This window comes from Burkholderia pseudomultivorans, from assembly GCF_902499075.1.
Lineage (GTDB): Bacteria > Pseudomonadota > Gammaproteobacteria > Burkholderiales > Burkholderiaceae > Burkholderia > Burkholderia pseudomultivorans.
In genome coordinates, this window is the sequence record NZ_CABVPP010000010.1 from 119,699 (window position 1) to 138,907 (window position 19,209).

Here is a 19,209-nt window from a genome sequence, read left to right on the forward strand (position 1 = left end):
GGCGCCGTGCGTGCAACTTGCTGCTTCTCTTTGATAAGGGGCGAGCAGCGGACCCCCGGCGCAAGTAAAATGACGGTTTGCGCTTGCGCCTTGCCCGGTTGGGTCGGGTCGGCCTCCAGGCCGCCCGCAACGTCAGGCTGGGCAAAATTATATTCAGTATGAATGAGTTAGGCAAAATATCCCAGAATTCGGTCGCAAGCGGCCAGGTATCGATGATCGAGATCGACGAAAGTGCGGCCGGTCAGCGGATCGACAATTTCCTGTTGCGCGTCTGTAAAGGCGTGCCGAAAAGCCATATCTACCGGATCCTGCGCAGCGGCGAAGTGCGTGTGAACAAGGGCCGGGTCGACGCGCAGTACCGGCTCGCGTTCGGCGATCTCGTCCGCGTGCCGCCGGTGCGCGTGGCCGCGGCCGACCTGGCGCGCGCCGACGCGCCCGTGGTGCCGCCCGCGCATTTCGACGTGCTGTACGAAGACGACGCGATGCTCGTGATCGACAAGCCGGCCGGCGTCGCCGTGCACGGCGGCAGCGGCGTTGCGTTCGGCGTGATCGAGCAGATGCGCCAGGCGCGTCCGCGCGCGAAATTCCTCGAACTCGTGCACCGGCTCGACCGCGAGACGTCCGGCGTGCTGATGCTCGCGAAAAAGCGCTCGGCGCTGGTCGGCCTGCACGAGCAGATCCGCGAAAACCGGATGGACAAGCGCTATTACGCGTGCGCGCACGGCGAATGGCAGCCGGACTGGGGCCGTCGCCGCGCGGTGAAGGCGCCGCTGTTCAAGTACACGACTGCCGAAGGCGAGCGCCGCGTGCGCGTGCAGGACGACGGGCTCGCGTCGCATACCGTGTTCAACCTGATCGAGCGCTGGCCCGACTATGCGCTCGTCGAAGCGGAACTCAAAACGGGTCGGACCCATCAGATTCGCGTGCACCTCGCGCATCTCGGCCTGCCGATCGCCGGCGACGCCAAGTATGGCGATTTCGCGCTGAACAAGGCGCTGGCCCGCGCGAACGCGCAGCCGTCGCTCAAGCGCATGTTCCTGCATGCGCACCGGCTGCGGCTCGCCCATCCGCTCACCGGCGAGCCGCTGCAGTTCGATGCGCCGTTGCCGGACGAGTGCCGGCGTTTTCTTGATCAACTCAGCGCATTGCGCGATACCGCCTGAACCGCATGGCCCGACAGCAATTTGATCTGATCGTCTTCGACTGGGACGGCACGCTGATGGATTCGACCGCGCATATCGCGTACAGCATCCAGGCCGCGTGCCGCGATCTCGGTCTGCCCAGGCCGTCCGACGAATCGGCCCGCTACGTGATCGGCCTCGGCCTGCGCGATGCGTTGCAGATTACCGCTCCGACCCTCGATCCGTCCGACTACCCGCGGCTGGCCGAGCGCTACCGCTATCACTATCTGCTGGACGATCAGCGCATCGAGCTGTTCGCCGGCGTGCGCGAACTGCTCGCGGAGCTGCGCGATACCGGTTATCTGCTCGCGGTCGCGACCGGCAAGGGGCGCGTCGGCCTGAACCGCGTGCTCGACCAGTCGAAGCTGACGAGCCTGTTCGACGCGACGCGCTGCGCCGACGAGACCTTCTCGAAGCCGCATCCGGCGATGCTGCAGGAGTTGTCCCGCGAATTGGGGCAGGACCTGAAGCGGACCGTGATGATCGGCGACACGACGCACGACCTGCAGATGGCCGCGAGCGCCGGGGCGGCCGGCATCGGCGTCGCGTACGGCGCGCATACGGCCGACGCGCTGGCCGCGCTGACGCCGCGCTTCGTCGCGCCGGACGTCAACGCGCTGGCCGAATGGCTGCGGGAGCACGCATGAGCGCGGTGTCCGACGCGGATGCCGTGCGCGTGTGCGCGTCCGACGCGCTGGTCGACGGCGGCGCCGGCGTGCGGGTCGACGCGACGCTGCGCGGCGAGCAGGCCGTCGTGTTCTTCGTCCGCTACGACGGCCGCGCATACGGCTACCTGAACCGCTGCGCGCACGTGCCGATGGAGCTCGACTGGGCCGAAGGGCAGTTCTTCGAGTCGTCGGGGCTCTACCTGATGTGCGCGACGCACGGCGCGATCTACGAGCCGAATACCGGCAAGTGCGTCGGCGGCCCGTGCCGCGGCGGCCGCCTGCGGCCGGTCGACGTCGACGAGCGCGACACGCCTGACGGGCGTGCGGTATTCTGGCTGCCCGACGCCGACCTGCGTCCCGCCACGAACGACTGATTACGACTGCGCATGGCCGACCAACCGAATTTTCCTGAGTCCTCTTCCCGCCCCGACAGCCGCGAGCCGAACTGGGAGCGCGCGGTGCTCGAACGCGTTGCGCTGGCGGCCGTCAAGGAGCAGCGCGCGGCGCGGCGCTGGAAGATCTTCTTCCGCTTCGCGTTCCTTGCCGTATTCGTGCTGCTCGCGTTTGCGCTGATCGATTTCTCGAGCGACGCGAAGTTCTCGTCGAGCGGGCGCCATACGGCGCTCGTGACGATCGACGGCGAAATCGCGGCGGGCACCAACGCGAACGCCGACGACATCAATACCGCACTCGACGCCGCGTTCGACGACGACGGCACGGCCGGCGTCGTGCTGCGGATCAACAGCCCGGGCGGCAGCCCGGTGCAGGCGGGCATGGTGTACGACGAGATCAAGCGGCTGCGCGCGAAGTATCCGGACAAGCCGCTGTATGTCGTGGTGACCGACATGTGCGCGTCGGGCGGCTATTACATCGCGTCCGCGGCCGACAAGATCTTCGTCGACAAGGCGAGCATCGTCGGCTCGATCGGCGTGCTGATGGACGGTTTCGGCTTCACGGGCCTGATGAACAAGCTCGGCGTCGAGCGCCGGCTGCACACGTCGGGCGAGAACAAGGGCTTCTACGATCCGTTCTCGCCGGAGACGCCGAAGATGGATGCGCACGCGCAGGAACTGCTCGACCAGGTCCACGCGCAGTTCATCAAGGCGGTGAAGGACGGCCGCGGCAAGCGGCTGCACGAAACGCCGGACATGTTCTCGGGCCTGTTCTGGACCGGCGAGAAGAGCGTCGAGCTCGGCCTGGCAGACGGCTACGGCACGACCGACACGGTTGCGCGCGACGTGCTGAAGGCGCCGGACCTCGTCGACTATACGGTGAAGGAAAGCCTGACGAATCGCGTCGCGCGCAAGTTCGGCGCGGCGGTCGGCGGGGCCGCGATGAAGGCGCTGACGGCGGCCGGCGCGTCGGTCCAGCTGCGTTGAGCGGCTGGACGGCTGCCGGCTGACTGCCGGCACCGCGGCGCACGGGCGCGCAACCCGTGCCGCGGACCGGTCCCGCCGTCAGTTCGCGAGCAGCAGGAAGATTGCAGGGCGCTTGTGCAGGTTCGGCGCAGGCGCCTTTTTCCATTCCGCCGCCGTACGGCTCGCGATCGTCTCGGTCGCCAGCGTCAGGTCGGCCGCGACGCAGATCTGCGTCGACGGCGCACAGGTCGCGACGAGCGTGTCGAGCATCGCCTGATTCCGGTACGGCGTCTCGATGAAGATCTGCGTCTGGCGCGCCTTGCGCGACAACTGTTCCAGCTCGCGCAGGCGCTTCGCGCGCGCGGCCGCGTCGACCGGCAGGTAGCCGTTGAACGCGAAGCTCTGGCCGTTCAGGCCCGATGCCATCAGCGCGAGCAGGATCGAGCTCGGCCCGACCAGCGGCACGACCTTCACGCCGCGCTCGTGCGCGCGGCGCACCAGCAGCGCGCCGGGATCGGCGACGGCCGGGCAGCCGGCCTCCGACACCAGTCCCGCGTCCGCGCCGGCCAGCACCGGCGCGAGCAGCCGGTCGATCTCGCCGGCCGGCGTGTTCACGTTCAGCTCGCGGATTTCGATCTCCTGGATCGGCCGCGTCGTGCCGATCTTCTTCAGAAACGCGCGGGTCGTCTTCGCGTTTTCGCCGATGTAGTAGCCGAGCGTGCCGGCGCGCGCCTGCACGGCCGCGGGCAGCACGGCGGCGAGCATCGCGTCGTCGCCTTCGCCGAGCGTGTTCGGGACGAGGTAGAGCGTGCCGGCCGTCATGCGCGTGCTCCCGGGGCGGCAAACAGCGGATAGCCCGCGGCGCGCAGCATCCGCGTGAGCGCGATCAGCGGCAGGCCGACCAGCGCGGTCGGGTCGTCCGAGTCGATCGCGTCGAGCAGCGCGATGCCGAGTCCTTCGGACTTCGCGCTGCCGGCGACGTCGTACGGGGTTTCGGCGCGCAGGTACGCGTCGAGTTCGGCTTCGGGCAGCGCGCGAAAGCGCACGCGCGTGACGACGTCCTCGGTCTGCGCTTCGTCGGTACGGCTGTCGTACAGGCACAGCGCGCTATGGAATTCGACCTCGCGGCCCTGCATCGACACGAGCTGCGCGAGCGCGCGTTCGTGCGTGCCGGGCTTGCCGATCTGCAGCCCGTCGAAGGTCGCCACCTGATCCGACCCGATCACGAGCACGCCGTCCGGCGCGTCGATCGTCGCGGCGACGGCGCGCGCCTTCGCGCCGGCCAGGCGCAGCGCGGTCGCGGCGGGCGTTTCGCCGTCGAGCGGGGTTTCGTCGAGGTCGGGCGACACGACGTCGAACGGTACGGCGAGGCGCTCGAGCAGCGCGCGGCGGTAGCGGGAACTGGAGGCGAGAATCAGCCGCGGCGGGCGGCAAACGGTATCCGGCATGGTCGGTTGGATCGGTGAGTCGTCGGGGCTTGCGCGGGGTTGCGCGGACGCAAGCTTAAGTGATTGACTGAAAAAGGTAAAACGGGTATGCTTTCCCGCTTTTCATCGGCAGGCTCTGTTGAAGCGCCTGCCGAGTCTTCGGAAGTATGCGGCGCCAGGCCGGATCCGGATGTCACCCTGAAGCAGGAGCGCACATGAACACTTCTTCTGGCAAACCTGCGGCATCGCTCGATCCGCACGCGGTCGACCTGTTCGAGTTTGCTCGCAGCGGGCGGCAGGCCGCCGGCGCGGTGCACCTTTCGCAACTGCCGCGCATGTTGAACGAAGTGCCGGCCGACGCGCCCGATCGCGACACGGTCTTCACCTGGCAGGCGGAAGGGTTCACCCAGAAGGAGTTGCAGGACGACGGCACCGAAGGGCAGCAGCCGTATTTGCGCCTCGCGCTGCACGGCCACGCATGGCTCACGTGCCAGCGCTGCATGGCCCCGTACGATCAGGCGTTCGACGTCGACATGGTGTACCGGATCGTTGCAACCGAAGAAGAAGCTGAAGAATTTCCGCTCGACGACGATGAAGCCGATGTGATCGTGGGCTCGCGCCAGTTCGATCTCGTCGACTTGATCGAGGAGGAGTTGCTGCTTTCGCTGCCGCTCGTGCCCAAGCACGAGGTTTGCCCGGCGGTTCACGAAAGCCTCGTGTCGGGTGCGAGCGGTCCCACGGAGGAGTCGGATGAAGAATCCGGCGAAACCGGGGACGAAGGCAAACGGCCGAATCCGTTCGCAGCGCTGGAAGCGTTGAAGAAGGACGGGGACGGCAGCAAGAAACACTAAGCAGTTGTGGCGCGGGAAGGCGTAAGGGCCGTGGGGCCAGGGTAGTCAAGCGCCGGATCGGGCTGTGTTAGAATCCGGAAAATTTTTAGGAGTTAGTCATGGCAGTCCAGCAAAACAAGAAGTCGCCGTCGAAGCGCGGCATGCACCGTTCGCACGATTTCCTGACGGCAGCGCCGCTGGCAGTCGAGCCGAGCACGGGTGAAGTGCACCTGCGTCACCACGTCAGCCCGAACGGCTACTACCGCGGCAAGAAAGTCGTCAAGACGAAGAACGACTAAGCGTCAAGTCACGCGTTGCGCGCTACGATGCTCGTTCGCGTGACAAGTGGTTCGCTTGACACTTTCCTGGCGCAACAAAAAGGCGGCATTCAACTGCCGCTTTTTTGTGCCTGAAATTCGTCGCATTCCATGACAGTAAAGCTCACAATCGATTGCATGGGAGGCGACCACGGCCCGTCCGTGACCGTTCCCGCGGCAGTCAAGTTCGTTCGTGCGCATCCCGATGCGCACCTGATGCTCGTCGGCATCGAAGGCGCGATTCGCGCCCAGCTCAAGAAGCTGAAGGCCCTCGACGATCCCGCGCTGACCATCGTGCCCGCCACCGAAGTCGTGGCGATGGACGATCCTGTCGAAGTCGCGCTGCGCAAGAAGAAGGATTCTTCGATGCGCGTCGCGCTGAACCATGTGAAGGACGGCGCGGCCCAGGCCTGTATCTCCGCCGGCAACACCGGCGCGCTGATGGCCGTTTCCCGTTACGTACTCAAGACGCTGCCCGGCATCGAGCGGCCCGCGATCGCGTTCGCGCTGCCGAACCCGACCGGCTACACGATGATGCTGGACCTCGGCGCGAACGTCGACTGCGAGCCGCAGCACCTGCTGCAGTTCGCGGAGATGGGGCATGCGCTCGTGGCGGCGCTCGAGGGCAAGGAGCGGCCGACAATCGGTCTGCTCAACATCGGCGAAGAGGTCATCAAGGGCAACGAGACGATCAAGCGCGCCGGCGAGCTGCTGCGCGCGAGCACGCTGAATTTCCGCGGCAACGTCGAAGGCAACGACATCTACAAGGGCACGGTCGACGTGATCGTCTGCGACGGCTTCGTCGGCAACGTCGCGCTGAAGACGTCCGAAGGGCTCGCGCAGATGCTGTCCGACATCATCCGCGAGGAGTTCGGCCGCTCGCTGCTGTCGAAGCTGATGGCGCTGCTCGCGCTGCCGGTATTGATGCGTTTCAAGAAGCGCGTCGATCACCGCCAGTACAATGGCGCGGCGCTGCTCGGGCTCAGGAGCCTCGTGATCAAGAGCCACGGTTCCGCCGATGCCTACGCGTTTGAGTGGGCAATCAAACGCGGGTATGATGCCGTCAAAAACGGCGTGCTGGAGCGCCTCGCGCGCGCGATGGCGGACAATTCGGCGTCGCTCGGCGACGGCGAGCACGACGCGGGCGGCGCGGGCCAGACGAGCCCGGCCGCAGGCCATCACGCCGAACCTTCCGCTGCGCAATCCTCTAAAGCATAAATGGCCCAATCGACTCTCTATTCCCGCGTGCTCGGCACGGGCAGCTACCTGCCGCCCGACCGTGTCACGAACCAGCAGCTCACCGATCGTCTCGCGCAGGAAGGCATCGAGACCAGCGATGAATGGATCGTCGCGCGCACCGGCATCCATGCGCGCCATTTCGCCGCACCGGACGTCACGACGAGCGATCTGGCGCTCGAGGCGTCGCGCCGCGCGATCGAGGCCGCCGGCATCGATCCGCAGTCGATCGACCTGATCATCGTCGCGACTTCGACCCCCGATTTCGTGTTCCCGAGCACCGCGTGCCTGCTGCAGAACAAGCTCGGCATCAAGAACGGCGGCGCGGCATTCGACGTGCAGGCCGTGTGCTCGGGTTTCGCGTACGCGATGGCGACGGCCGACAGCTTCATCCGCAGCGGCCAGCACCGCACGGCGCTCGTGATCGGCGCCGAGACGTTCTCGCGGATTCTCGACTTCAAGGACCGCACGACCTGCGTGCTGTTCGGCGACGGCGCGGGCGCGGTGATCCTGTCCGCGTCGGAAGAGCCGGGCGTGCTCGGCAGCGCGCTGCACGCGGACGGCAGCTATTCGCACATCCTGTGCACGCCGGGCAACGTGAACCGCGGCGTGATCGAAGGCAGCGCCTTCCTGCACATGGACGGGCAGGCCGTGTTCAAGCTCGCGGTCAACGTGCTGGAGAAGGTCGCGATCGAGGCGCTCGCAAAGGCGAATCTCGCGCCCGAGCAGATCGACTGGCTGATCCCGCACCAGGCCAACATCCGCATCATGACCAGCACCTGCCGCAAGCTCGGCCTGCCGCAGGAGCGCATGGTCGTGACGGTCGGCGAGCACGGCAACACGTCGGCTGCGTCGATCCCGCTCGCCTTCGACGCGGCGGTGCGCGACGGCCGCATCCAGCGCGGCCAGCACGTGCTGATCGAAGGCGTTGGCGGCGGCTTTACCTGGGGCGCATCGGTCTTCCGCTACTGATCCGCCGCGCGCGTCGCGCGCGCACTCCCACGCGGCGCGCCGTTCGCGCGCGCCGTTCGAACCGATTCAATTGGGGACGATATGAAATTTGCATTCGTTTTTCCGGGGCAGGGCTCGCAGTCGGTCGGCATGCTCAACGCATTCGCCGATCTGGCCGTGGTGCGCGAGACGCTCCAGGAAGCGTCCGATGCGCTCAACCAGGATCTCGGCAAGCTGATCGCCGAAGGTCCGGCCGAAGAACTGAATCTCACCACCAACACCCAGCCCGTGATGCTGACGGCCGCGTATGCGTGCTACCGCGCGTGGCAGCAGGCCGGCGGCCCGGCGCCGTCGATCGTCGCGGGCCACAGCCTCGGCGAATACACGGCGCTCGTCGCCGCCGGCGCGATCGCGTTCCGGGACGCGGTGCCGCTCGTGCGGTTCCGCGCGCAGGCAATGCAGACGGCCGTGCCGGTCGGCCAGGGCGGCATGGCCGCGATCCTCGGCCTCGACGACGACACGGTGCGCGCGGTCTGCGCGGAAGCGTCGAGCGAAGGCGTCGTGGAGGCGGTCAACTTCAACGCGCCGGCGCAGGTCGTGATCGCGGGCGCGAAGGCGGCCGTCGAGAAGGCCTGCGAAGTCGCGAAGGCGAAGGGCGCGAAGCGCGCGCTGCCGCTGCCGGTGTCGGCGCCGTTCCATTCGTCGCTGCTGAAGCCGGCGTCGGACCAGCTGCGCGACTATCTCGCCAGCGTCGACGTGAAGGCGCCGCAGATTCCGGTGGTCAACAATATCGACGTCGCGGTGGTCAGCGATCCGGCCGCGATCAAGGATGCGCTGGTGCGCCAGGCCGCAGGCCCGGTGCGCTGGGTCGAATGCGTACAGCACATCGCGGGCACGGGCGTCACGCACGTGATCGAGTGCGGTCCGGGCAAGGTGCTGGCCGGCCTGACGAAGCGTATCGACGGCAACCTGACGGGCGCGTCGGTGTTCGACCCGGCGTCGCTCGACGAAGCGCTCAAGCTGGCGACCGCGTAACGCGGCGCCGTTCCACCAGAGACGGATATTCGATTCATGGAAAAGACTCTCGATAAACAGGTTGCGATCGTGACCGGCGCATCGCGCGGCATCGGCCGGGCGATCGCGCTCGAACTGGCGCGCGCGGGCGCGACGGTAATCGGCACGGCGACGAGCGAGTCGGGCGCGGCCGCGATCACCGCGGCGTTCGCGGAAGCGGGCGTGACGGGCCGCGGCGCGGTGCTGAACGTCAACGACGCGGCGGCGGCCGAAGCGCTGATCGACGCGACCGTGAAGGAGTTCGGCGCGCTGCACGTGCTCGTCAACAACGCCGGCATCACGCAGGACCAGCTCGCGATGCGGATGAAGGACGAGGACTGGGACGCGGTGATCGACACCAACCTGAAGTCGGTGTTCCGCCTGTCGCGCGCGGTGCTGCGCCCGATGATGAAGGCGCGCGGCGGCCGCATCATCAACATCACGTCGGTGGTCGGCTCGGCCGGCAACCCGGGCCAGGCGAACTACGCGGCCGCGAAGGCCGGCGTCGCGGGCATGACGCGCGCGCTCGCGCGCGAGATCGGCAGCCGCGGGATCACCGTGAACTGCGTGGCGCCGGGCTTCATCGATACCGACATGACGAAGACGCTGCCGGAAGAACAGCAGGCCGCGCTCAAGACCCAGATTCCGCTCGGCCGCCTCGGCAGCCCGGAGGACATCGCCCATGCCGTCGCGTTCCTCGCATCGCCGCAGGCCGGTTACATTACCGGCACGACGCTGCACGTGAACGGCGGCATGTACATGTCGTAAGGATTTTCGTTTACCATCCGCGCCGTGCCCCGTTTTTCAGGCGGGTCGGCGCTTGATCGACCATCAGGCCAACGCGCGTTTTGCCGTCAGCAAACCTGATAAAATGCGCGCACTTGTAAAACTGAACTTTCCCTCGGAGGGGTAATGGACAACATCGAACAACGTGTCAAGAAGATCGTCGCCGAACAACTGGGCGTCGCGGAAGCCGAGATCAAGAACGAAGCTTCGTTCGTGAACGACCTGGGCGCCGACTCGCTCGACACCGTCGAACTGGTGATGGCTCTCGAAGACGAGTTCGGCATGGAAATTCCGGACGAGGAAGCGGAGAAGATCACGACGGTTCAGCAAGCGATCGACTACGCTCGCGCGAACGTCAAGGCGTAAGCGCACCGCGCTTGTCTGCCACGTCGCCGCGATTTTCGCGTTTGACGCGCCATCCTGCCGGCATTCGCGCCGGACGGGCTAACAGCCACAGGGCTCGCAGGGCTGGTTCCTGTGGCCACTGTGGCTTTTGTTTTTGTCATCCAATGGAAAAGAGGTTACCGTGAGCCGCCGTCGTGTTGTCGTTACAGGCCTGGGGCTGATTTCGCCTGTTGGCAATAATGTTGCCGACGGCTGGGCCAATCTCGTCGCCGGCAAGTCCGGTATCGCCACCGTCACGAAGTTCGATGCGTCGAACCTCGCCTGCCATTTCGCGGGCGAAGTGAAGGGTTTCAGCGCCGAGGAGTACATCCCGGCGAAGGAAGCCCGGAACATGGATACGTTCATCCATTACGGCATCGCAGCCGGGGTCCAGGCCATGCGGGACAGCGGCCTCGAAGTGACCGAAGCCAATGCGGAGCGCATCGGCGTGCTGGTCGGCTCGGGCATCGGCGGCCTGCCGATGATCGAGGACACGCACCAGACCTACATCGATCGCGGCGCGCGCCGGATTTCGCCGTTCTTCGTGCCGGGTTCGATCATCAACATGATCTCGGGCCACCTGAGCATCATGTTCGGCCTGAAGGGCCCGAACCTCGGCGCCGTGACGGCGTGCACGACCGGCCTGCACAGCATCGGCCTCGCGGCGCGCCTGATCCAGGCCGGCGACGCCGACGTGATGGTCGCGGGCGGCGCCGAATCGACGGTGTCGCCGCTCGGCATCGGCGGTTTCGCCGCGGCACGCGCGCTGTCGACCCGCAACGACGATCCGGCCACCGCGTCCCGTCCGTGGGACAAGGACCGCGACGGCTTCGTGCTGGGCGAGGGTTCCGGCGTGATGGTGCTCGAAGAGTACGAAGCGGCGAAGGCGCGCGGCGCGAAGATCTACGCGGAAGTCGCGGGCTTCGGCATGACGGGCGACGCGTACCACATGACCGCGCCGAACATGGACGGCCCGCGCCGCTGCATGGTCGCGGCGCTGCGCGACGCCGGCGTGAACCCGGACGAGGTCCAGTACCTGAACGCGCACGGCACGTCGACGCCGCTGGGCGACAAGAACGAGTCCGACGCGGTGAAGGCGGCCTTCGGCGAGCATGCGTACAAGATGGTCGTGAACTCGACGAAGTCGATGACGGGTCACCTGCTGGGTGGCGCAGGCGGCCTCGAGTCGGTGTTCTCGGTGCTGGCGCTGCACAACAACGTATCGCCGCCGACCATCAACATCTTCAACCAGGACCCGGAGTGCGATCTCGATTACTGCGCGAACACCGCGCGTGACATGAAGATCGACGTTGCCGTGAAGAACAATTTCGGCTTCGGCGGGACCAACGGCACGCTGGTGTTCAAGCGCGTCTGACGCTGCAATCGCTTGACGAGTCCATTCGATGCTCCGGCCGGGCGCCCACAGTGCTTTGCATTGCGGGCCTCGGCCGTGTCGTATCTCGTGCTGGCCGTGTTCGTCGCGGCGGCTGCCGTGTCGGTGCACCTGTTCTGCGCGCCGCGCGCAGGGGCGCTGACCGGCGCGTGCGTCGCGGCCGCGACGGCTGCGCTGCTCGCGATGGGGGCGGCCCGCGCGTGCGCGCGGCGGCTGCCGGCCGAGTTGCGTATCGATGCGTTCGGGGAAGTCGCGGCGTTTGGCCGCACCGGGCGGCTGCTTGCCCGGGGCCGCGTGACGGGCCATGCGCACTGGAGCAGCCTGCTGCTCGTGCTGACGGTCGGGCAGGGCGCCCGGCGGGCGCGGCCGCTGCTGATTCCGGCCGATGCGCTCGACGCCGCATCGTTCAGCGCGCTGGCGGTGCTCGCGAGAACCGCGGGACGGGCCGGGCGCGCATGACGGCGCGGCAGTTACGGGTCGTAATCAGCGGCCGGCGCGGGAACGCTACAATAGCGCTCCGCGTTGCATCCCTAGTTAACGGATTTGTCAGGTGAGTGAAAAAGAAATCGATCAGGCTCTGGTCGAGCGCGTACAGAAGGGCGACAAGGCGGCGTTCGAACTCCTGGTCTCCAAATACCACCGCAAGATCATCCGGCTGATCTCGCGCCTGGTGCGGGATCCCGCCGAGGTCGAGGATGTGGCCCAGGACGCGTTCATCAAGGCGTATCGTGCGCTGCCGCAATTTCGCGGCGAGTCTGCGTTCTACACGTGGTTGTACCGGATTGCCGTCAATACGGCGAAGAACTACCTTGCGACGCAGGGCCGCCGGGCGCCGACCTCGACCGAGGCCGATGCCGAGGAAGCGGAAACTTTCTCCGACGCAGACCAACTAAGGGATATCAACACGCCTGAGTCGATGTTGATGAGCAAGCAGATTGCCGAGACGGTCAACACTGCAATGGCCGCCTTGCCCGAGGAATTGCGCCAGGCGATCACGCTGCGCGAGATCGAAGGGCTGAGCTACGAGGAAATCGCGGAAATGATGGGCTGTCCGATCGGGACGGTCCGGTCGCGGATCTTCCGGGCGCGCGAGGCAATCGCTGCGAAATTGCGTCCGCTGCTCGATACGCCGGAAGGCAAGCGCTGGTAAGCGCGACGCCGGGCGAACGACGCGGGTCGGGGTCTAGTTACGGTTAGAGTCGTGAAGTCACGACGGGGTGTGCAAGATGGGGAGCATCATGGGGTCGGTCAATACGCAGTCGCAAGCGTGCTCGCGCGGCGAGCGCCTTTCCGCTCTGGTCGACGGCGAAATGTTCGACGGCCCGGATCACGGGCAGTTTCTGGCTGAGCTCGACCGCGCGGATCGCGCTGCGTGGGCCCATTACCACCTGATCGGCGATGCGCTGCGCTCGGACGAGCTCGCGCTGTCGCCCGCGCTGAGCGCGACGTTCACGGCGCGCATGTCGGCCGTGCTCGAAGCCGAGCCGCACCTGCTCGCGCCGGCGGCCGCGCCGGTCGCCCGCAAGCCGGTCGTCCGCCAGCTGCTGTCGATGCGCCGGCGCGTCGTGCCGGCGTTCGCGGTGGCCGCGGCGGCGGCCACGCTGACCTGGATCGTCGTCCCGCAGATGCAGACGGCCGGAGCGCCGGGTGCCGTGCAGGTCGCGTCGGTCGGCGCGCCGCAAAACGGCAGCCTGCAGCGCGTGACGGTTGCGCAGGCATCGACCCAGCCGGGGCTGCAGGACGTCAACATCATCCGCGACGCGAGTCTCGATCAATATCTTGAAGCGCACCAGCAATTCGCGCAGCAGCCCGTCGTCACGGGTTCGATGCCGCTGATCCGCGCAGCCGTGACCACCACGCCAGGCCAATAAACCCGATGCGGACATTGCAGTTGAATCACGCCATCTCCGGATGGAAGCGGCTGCCGGCCCTCCTGCTTTGCGCAGCCGCCCTGTTGTCCGTTCAATCCCTTCCTGCCAGCGCCCAGCAACCGGACGATCCCGTCGCGACCCGCAAGGGCGCCGCGGACTGGCTCGACCGCATCCAGCAGGCCGCGCAGCAGCAGAACTACGAAGGGACGTTCGTTTACCAGCGCGGCGGGTACGTGCAGTCGTCGCGCATCGCGCACGTCGCGTCCCGCGACGGCGAGTTCGAGCGGATCGAGACGCTCGACGGCAAGCCGCGCAAGGTGCTGCGGCATAACGACGAGCTGTATACGTTCGTGCCCGAGCGCAAGCTGTGCGTGGTCGAGCGCCGCCAGACCCGCGATTCGTTCCCCGCGCTGCTCGGCGCGAGCGGCGAGCACGTGATGTCGGTCTACGACGCGAAACTGCTCGGCAAGGACCGCGTGGCCGGCATCGACGCGCAGGTCGTCGAACTCGTGCCGAAGGATGCCTACCGCTTTACGTACAAGCTGTGGGCCGACGCCCGCACCGGGCTGCTGCTGCGCTCGCAGACGCTCGACGCGAACGATCACGTGCTCGAACAGATCGCGTTCTCGCAGCTGCAGACGGGCGGCGCGACCGGCGACCGAAGCGCGATCGCGGCCGGCATGCGCAATCTCGGCGGCTGGACGGTCGTGCGTCCGCCGGTGGCGACGGTCGACATGGAAGCGCAGGGCTGGCAGCTCGCGCCGGGCGTCGCCGGCTTCCAGAAGATTCGCGAGGTGCGCCGGCCGATGGCCGCGCGCGACCCGGGCGATCCGCCGATCGCGGTCGACCAGGCCGTGTTCACCGATGGCCTCGCGACGATCTCCGTGTTCGTCGAACCGGCCGAAAAGAATACGCGCAAGGAAGGCGCGGGCAGTACCGGCGCCACGCACGTGCTCGTGAAGCGCCGCGGCGACTACTGGATCACCGTGCTCGGCGAAGTGCCGCCGGCCACGTTGCAGCAGTTCGCGTCTGCCATAGAATACAAGGCTTCCAAGTAACGCTACGGCTTCCGACATGATGAAACCCACGCTGCGCAACTGGCTTGCGGCGGCGGCGCTGTCTGCCTGCCTGCCGCTCGCGTCGCATCCCGCGGCGGCGGCCCCCACTGCGGCCGCTGCTGCCAGCCTGCCCGATTTCGCCGATCTGGTCGAAAAGGTCGGGCCGGCCGTCGTGAACATCCGCACTACCGCCAATGTGCCGACCGCCGGCCCGCGCGGCGGCCTTCCGCCGGGTTTCGACGACGGCGACATGTCGGAATTCTTCCGGCGCTTCTTCGGCATTCCGCTGCCGCAGGCGCCCGGCAATAATCCGAAAAACGCCCCCGCGCCCGACAATCCGCCCGATACCGAGCAGAATCGCGGCGTCGGCTCGGGCTTCATCGTGTCGGCCGACGGCTACGTGATGACCAATGCGCACGTCGTCGACGATGCGGACACCATCTACGTGACGCTTACCGACAAGCGCGAATTCAAGGCGAAGCTGATCGGCGTCGACGATCGCACCGATGTCGCGGTCGTGAAGATCCAGGCGTCGAACCTGCCGGTCGTCGCGATCGGCGATTCGAACAAGGTGCGCGTCGGCGAATGGGTCGTCGCGATCGGTTCGCCGTTCGGCCTCGACAACACGGTCACGGCCGGCATCGTCAGCTCGAAGAGCCGCAACACCGGCGACTACCTGCCGTTCATCCAGACCGACGTCGCGGTGAACCCCGGCAATTCGGGCGGCCCGCTGATCAACATGCAGGGCGAGGTGATCGGCATCAACTCGCAGATCTACAGTCGCACCGGCGGCTTCATGGGCATCTCGTTCGCGATTCCGATCGACGAGGCGATGCGCGTGGCCGACCAACTGAAGGCGACCGGCAAGGTCACGCGCGGCCGGATTGCGGTCGCGATCGGCGAGGTGACGAAGGACGTGGCCGACTCGATCGGGCTGCCGAAGGCCGAAGGCGCGCTGGTCAGCAGCGTCGAGCCGGGCGGGCCGGCCGACAAGGCCGGCATCCAGCCGGGCGACATTATCCTGAAGTTCAACGGGCGCCCGGTCGATGCCGCGTCGGATCTGCCGCGCATGGTCGGCGACACCAAGCCCGGCACGAAGGCGACCGTCACGGTCTGGCGCAAGGGCCAGTCGCGCGACGTGCCGATCGTGATCGCGGAAACGCCGTCCGATACGACCGCGAAGGCCGACCAGCGCAAGAGCACGCCGCAGAAGCCGCGCCAGAGCAACGCACTGGGCCTGACGGTCAGCGACCTGTCGGCCGACCAGCTGAAGACGCTGAAGCTGAAGAACGGCGTGCAGGTCGATGGCGTCGACGGTCCGGCGTCGCGGGCGGGCCTGCAGCGCGGCGACATCGTGCTGCGGGTCGGCGACACCGACATCACGAGCGCGAAGCAGTTCGCCGACGTGACGTCGCAGCTCGATCCGCAGAAGGCCGTCGCGGTGCTCGTGCGGCGCGGCGACAATACGCAGTACGTGCCGGTGCGGCCGCGGCAGAAGTAACGCGCCGATGTTCACGCTCTACGGCCGCGGCTGGTGCCACCTGTGCGACGACATGCGCGACGCGCTGGCGCCGGTGGCGGCCGAGTTCGGCGTCGCGGTCGACTATGTCGACGTCGATGCCGATCCGGCGCTCGTCGCCCGCTACGACGAGGACGTGCCGGTGCTGCTGCTGGACGGGGTGGAGGTGTGCCGCCACCGGTTCGACGATGCGAAGGTGCGCGCCGCGCTGGCGCTCCGGGGCTGATTTCGGCGCGGGCGTCGGCAGGCAGTGCGCCGCGGGCCGGGCGTCCGGGACCGGCCGTCCGGGACGGCCGTCCGAAATACCGCCCGGCAAAGGCCTTTTCGGCTAAAATAAGCCGTTTTTTCACCGACTTACAAGGCGTGCTCCGCAGTCGTCGAGCGCGCCTTTTTCGCTTGATCGGCACTGAATGGATCATATTCGCAATTTCTCGATCATCGCGCACATCGACCACGGCAAGTCGACGCTCGCGGATCGCATCATCCAGGTCTGCGGCGGGCTCGCCGACCGTGAAATGGAAGCGCAGGTGCTCGACTCGATGGACATCGAGCGCGAGCGCGGCATCACGATCAAGGCGCAGACGGCCGCATTGTCGTATCGCGCACGCGACGGCAAGCTCTACAACCTGAACCTGATCGATACGCCCGGGCACGTCGACTTCTCGTACGAGGTCAGCCGCTCGCTGTCCGCATGCGAAGGCGCGCTGCTCGTCGTCGATGCGAGCCAGGGCGTCGAGGCGCAGACGGTCGCGAACTGCTACACGGCGATCGAGCTCGGCGTCGAGGTCGTGCCGGTGCTGAACAAGATCGACCTGCCGGCCGCAAACCCGGAGAACGCGATCGAGGAGATCGAGGACGTGATCGGCATCGACGCGACCGATGCGACGCGTTGCAGCGCGAAGACGGGCCTCGGCGTCGAGGACGTGCTCGAAGCGCTGATCGCGAAGGTGCCGCCGCCGAAGGGCGACCCTGATGCGCCGCTGCAGGCGCTGATCATCGACTCGTGGTTCGACAACTACGTCGGCGTCGTGATGCTGGTGCGCATCGTCAACGGCACGCTGCGCCCGAAGGACAAGATCAAGCTGATGGCGACCGGCGCGCAGTACCCGGTCGAGCACATCGGCGTGTTCACGCCGAAGTCGCGCAATCTCGAATCGCTGTCGGCGGGGCAGGTGGGCTTCATCATCGCCGGCATCAAGGAGCTGACGGCCGCGAAGGTCGGCGATACCGTCACGCATGCGGCCAAGGCCGCGGTCGAGCCGCTGCCGGGCTTCAAGGAAGTGAAGCCGCAGGTGTTCGCGGGCCTGTATCCGGTCGAGGCGAACCAGTACGACGCGCTGCGCGAATCGCTCGAGAAGCTGAAGCTCAACGACGCATCGCTGCAGTACGAGCCCGAAGTGTCGCAGGCGCTCGGCTTCGGCTTCCGCTGCGGCTTCCTCGGCCTGCTGCACATGGAAATCGTGCAGGAGCGGCTCGAGCGCGAGTTCGACATGGACCTCATCACGACCGCGCCGACGGTCGTCTACGAGGTCGTGCAGAGCGACGGCTCGACGATCATGGTCGAGAACCCGGCGAAGATGCCGGAGCCGGCGCGCATCGCCGAGATCCGCGAGCCGATCGTCACCGTGAACCTGTACATGCCGCAGGACTACGTCGGCTCGGTGATCACGCTGTGCGAACAGAAGCGCGGCTCGCAGATCAACATGCAGTATCACGGCCGCCAGGTGCAGCTCACGTACGAGATCCCGATGGCCGAGATCGTGCTCGACTTCTTCGATCGCCTGAAGTCGGTGTCGCGCGGCTATGCGTCGATGGACTACGAGTTCAAGGAATACCGCACGTCGGATGTCGTGAAGGTCGACATGCTGATCAACGGCGACAAGGTCGATGCGCTGTCGATCATCGTCCACCGTTCGCAGTCGCAGTATCGCGGCCGCGAAGTGGCCGCGAAGATGCGCGAGATCATTCCGCGCCAGATGTACGACGTGGCGATCCAGGCCGCGATCGGCGCGCACATCGTCGCGCGCGAGAACATCAAGGCGCTGCGCAAGAACGTGCTCGCGAAGTGCTACGGCGGCGACATCACACGTAAGAAAAAGCTGCTCGAGAAGCAGAAAGAAGGCAAGAAACGCATGAAGCAGGTGGGTTCGGTCGAGATCCCGCAGGAGGCGTTCCTCGCGATCTTGCGCGTCGAAGACAAATAACAGGACTGATCCTTTTATGAATTTTGCGCTGATTCTTTTTGTGCTCGTCGTCGTGACGGGCGTGGCGTGGGTGTTGGACAAGCTGGTATTCCTGCCGAAGCGACGCAAGGCAGCCGACGCGGCGATCGAGGAGTTCGATCGCCAGCAGTCGCGCATCGACAAGCGTTTCGCGGACGAAAACGCGGTGCAGACGCGCTCGAAGCTGCGCGACGAGAAGCTGCGCCAGCCGTGGTGGCTCGAGTACACGGCGAGCTTCTTCCCGGTGATCCTCGCGGTGTTCGTCGTGCGCTCGTTCGTCGTCGAGCCGTTCAAGATCCCGTCGGGCTCGATGGTGCCGACGCTGCTCGTCGGCGACTTCATCCTCGTCAACAAGTTCGAGTACGGGCTGCGCATGCCGATCACGAACACGAAGATCACGCAGGGCAGCCCGCTGTCGCGCGGCGACGTCGTCGTGTTCCGCTATCCGAAGGACGAGTCGGTCGACTACATCAAGCGCGTGATCGGCCTGCCGGGCGACACGGTCGCGTACCAGGACAAGCAGCTCACGATCAACGGCCAGCCGGTGCCCGAAACGCCGCTGCCCGACTACTTCGACGACGAGCGCCAGAACTACGCGAAGCAGTTCGAGGAAACGATCGACGGCAACCGGAAGAACGCGATCCTGAACAATCCCGCAGTGCCGCCGTTCGTGATGGGCGCCTACGATTATCCGTATCGCGACAATTGCACGTACAACAGCCGCGGCGTGATCTGCAAAGTGCCGCCGGGCCACTACTTCATGATGGGCGACAACCGCGACAACAGCGCGGACAGCCGCTACTGGGGCTTCGTGCCGGACCAGAACATCGTCGGCCGCGCGTTCTTCATCTGGATGAACTTCAGCGACCTGAAGCGCATCGGCTCCTTCCACTGAGCGCCTTCGATTCACACGCAATACGCGGCGCACGGGCCGCGCCGCGTATTGTCGAACTAC

The 19,209-nt window shown here is 66.7% G+C and carries 22 protein-coding genes; 20 read left to right on the top strand and 2 right to left on the bottom strand.

Translation table 11 applies throughout. The features are described 5' to 3' along the window. The first annotated feature begins 158 nt into the window (after positions 1-158). The 4 genes from BST28156_RS10190 to BST28156_RS10205 are packed head-to-tail and all read left to right on the top strand — an operon-like array spanning position 159 to position 3,228. Complete coding sequence (locus BST28156_RS10190) at positions 159-1,163, top strand: RluA family pseudouridine synthase (RefSeq protein ID WP_060241468.1); 1,005 nt, start codon at positions 159-161, stop codon at positions 1,161-1,163. 5 nt (positions 1,164-1,168) lie between these two features. Beyond that, positions 1,169-1,828 carry an HAD-IA family hydrolase gene (locus tag BST28156_RS10195; protein ID WP_040126943.1) on the top strand — a complete coding sequence of 220 codons (660 nt, stop codon included), beginning with the start codon at positions 1,169-1,171 and terminating at the stop codon, positions 1,826-1,828. Continuing rightward, positions 1,825-2,223 (top strand): Rieske (2Fe-2S) protein, encoded by a 399-nt coding sequence (locus BST28156_RS10200; protein WP_060241470.1) that lies wholly within the window; start codon positions 1,825-1,827, stop codon positions 2,221-2,223. Before BST28156_RS10195 ends, BST28156_RS10200 begins: the two co-directional genes overlap by 4 nt. Before the next feature lie 12 nt (positions 2,224-2,235). Beyond that, positions 2,236-3,228: a S49 family peptidase gene (locus BST28156_RS10205; RefSeq protein WP_174902127.1), complete on the top strand. Its 993-nt coding sequence runs from the start codon at positions 2,236-2,238 to the stop codon at positions 3,226-3,228. A gap of 78 nt (positions 3,229-3,306) precedes the next feature. On the opposite strand, the gene BST28156_RS10210 is transcribed toward BST28156_RS10205, so the two are convergent. Both BST28156_RS10210 and BST28156_RS10215 read right to left on the bottom strand, forming a co-directional pair. Continuing rightward, a complete protein-coding gene (locus tag BST28156_RS10210) occupies positions 3,307-4,029 on the bottom strand; it encodes an SAM-dependent methyltransferase (protein ID WP_040126946.1) in 723 nt (240 codons plus the stop codon). After that, positions 4,026-4,655 (bottom strand): Maf-like protein, encoded by a 630-nt coding sequence (locus tag BST28156_RS10215; protein ID WP_060241474.1) that lies wholly within the window; start codon positions 4,653-4,655, stop codon positions 4,026-4,028. Before BST28156_RS10215 ends, BST28156_RS10210 begins: the two co-directional genes overlap by 4 nt. A 194-nt stretch (positions 4,656-4,849) precedes the next feature. Between BST28156_RS10215 and BST28156_RS10220 the strand changes: the two genes are divergently transcribed. The 16 genes from BST28156_RS10220 to lepB all read left to right on the top strand — a co-directional run bounded on the left by BST28156_RS10220 (position 4,850) and on the right by lepB (position 19,149). Further along, a complete protein-coding gene (locus tag BST28156_RS10220; RefSeq protein ID WP_174902128.1) occupies positions 4,850-5,485 on the top strand; it encodes a DUF177 domain-containing protein in 636 nt (211 codons plus the stop codon). 98 nt (positions 5,486-5,583) lie between these two features. Beyond that, positions 5,584-5,763, top strand: coding sequence for a 50S ribosomal protein L32 (gene rpmF / locus BST28156_RS10225; RefSeq protein ID WP_006051932.1), 180 nt, complete (start codon positions 5,584-5,586; stop codon positions 5,761-5,763). 129 nt (positions 5,764-5,892) lie between these two features. Continuing rightward, positions 5,893-6,999 (top strand): phosphate acyltransferase PlsX, encoded by a 1,107-nt coding sequence (gene plsX, locus BST28156_RS10230; RefSeq protein WP_060241478.1) that lies wholly within the window; start codon positions 5,893-5,895, stop codon positions 6,997-6,999. Then, a complete protein-coding gene (locus tag BST28156_RS10235; RefSeq protein WP_060241480.1) occupies positions 7,000-7,989 on the top strand; it encodes a beta-ketoacyl-ACP synthase III in 990 nt (329 codons plus the stop codon). Between the two features lie 81 nt (positions 7,990-8,070). Beyond that, positions 8,071-9,003, top strand: a complete 933-nt coding sequence (gene fabD / locus BST28156_RS10240) for an ACP S-malonyltransferase (RefSeq protein ID WP_060241482.1) — start codon at positions 8,071-8,073, stop codon at positions 9,001-9,003. A 36-nt stretch (positions 9,004-9,039) separates the two neighbouring features. Continuing rightward, positions 9,040-9,789: a 3-oxoacyl-ACP reductase FabG gene (gene fabG / locus BST28156_RS10245; protein ID WP_009692228.1), complete on the top strand. Its 750-nt coding sequence runs from the start codon at positions 9,040-9,042 to the stop codon at positions 9,787-9,789. Between the two features lie 144 nt (positions 9,790-9,933). Beyond that, complete coding sequence (gene acpP, locus BST28156_RS10250; RefSeq protein WP_004197638.1) at positions 9,934-10,173, top strand: acyl carrier protein; 240 nt, start codon at positions 9,934-9,936, stop codon at positions 10,171-10,173. Positions 10,174-10,333: 160 nt separating this feature from the next. Continuing rightward, a complete protein-coding gene (fabF, locus tag BST28156_RS10255) occupies positions 10,334-11,566 on the top strand; it encodes a beta-ketoacyl-ACP synthase II (protein ID WP_060241484.1) in 1,233 nt (410 codons plus the stop codon). A gap of 12 nt (positions 11,567-11,578) precedes the next feature. Next, positions 11,579-12,043 (top strand): hypothetical protein, encoded by a 465-nt coding sequence (locus BST28156_RS10260; RefSeq protein WP_059515437.1) that lies wholly within the window; start codon positions 11,579-11,581, stop codon positions 12,041-12,043. A gap of 91 nt (positions 12,044-12,134) precedes the next feature. Further along, entirely contained in the window at positions 12,135-12,734 is a 600-nt protein-coding gene (rpoE, locus tag BST28156_RS10265; RefSeq protein ID WP_009687541.1) for an RNA polymerase sigma factor RpoE, read from the top strand. 88 nt (positions 12,735-12,822) lie between these two features. Beyond that, complete coding sequence (locus BST28156_RS10270; protein WP_060241485.1) at positions 12,823-13,455, top strand: sigma-E factor negative regulatory protein; 633 nt, start codon at positions 12,823-12,825, stop codon at positions 13,453-13,455. Between the two features lie 5 nt (positions 13,456-13,460). Next, a complete protein-coding gene (locus BST28156_RS10275; RefSeq protein WP_060241488.1) occupies positions 13,461-14,513 on the top strand; it encodes a MucB/RseB C-terminal domain-containing protein in 1,053 nt (350 codons plus the stop codon). Positions 14,514-14,529: 16 nt separating this feature from the next. After that, complete coding sequence (locus BST28156_RS10280; protein ID WP_060241490.1) at positions 14,530-16,014, top strand: DegQ family serine endoprotease; 1,485 nt, start codon at positions 14,530-14,532, stop codon at positions 16,012-16,014. A gap of 7 nt (positions 16,015-16,021) precedes the next feature. Further along, positions 16,022-16,258 (top strand): glutaredoxin family protein, encoded by a 237-nt coding sequence (locus BST28156_RS10285; protein ID WP_174902129.1) that lies wholly within the window; start codon positions 16,022-16,024, stop codon positions 16,256-16,258. Positions 16,259-16,442: 184 nt separating this feature from the next. After that, a complete protein-coding gene (gene lepA, locus BST28156_RS10290; protein ID WP_060241494.1) occupies positions 16,443-18,236 on the top strand; it encodes a translation elongation factor 4 in 1,794 nt (597 codons plus the stop codon). Positions 18,237-18,252: 16 nt separating this feature from the next. After that, on the top strand, positions 18,253-19,149 hold the full coding sequence (lepB, locus tag BST28156_RS10295; protein ID WP_060241496.1) for a signal peptidase I: 897 nt from the start codon (positions 18,253-18,255) through the stop codon (positions 19,147-19,149). Positions 19,150-19,209: the final 60 nt, after the last annotated feature.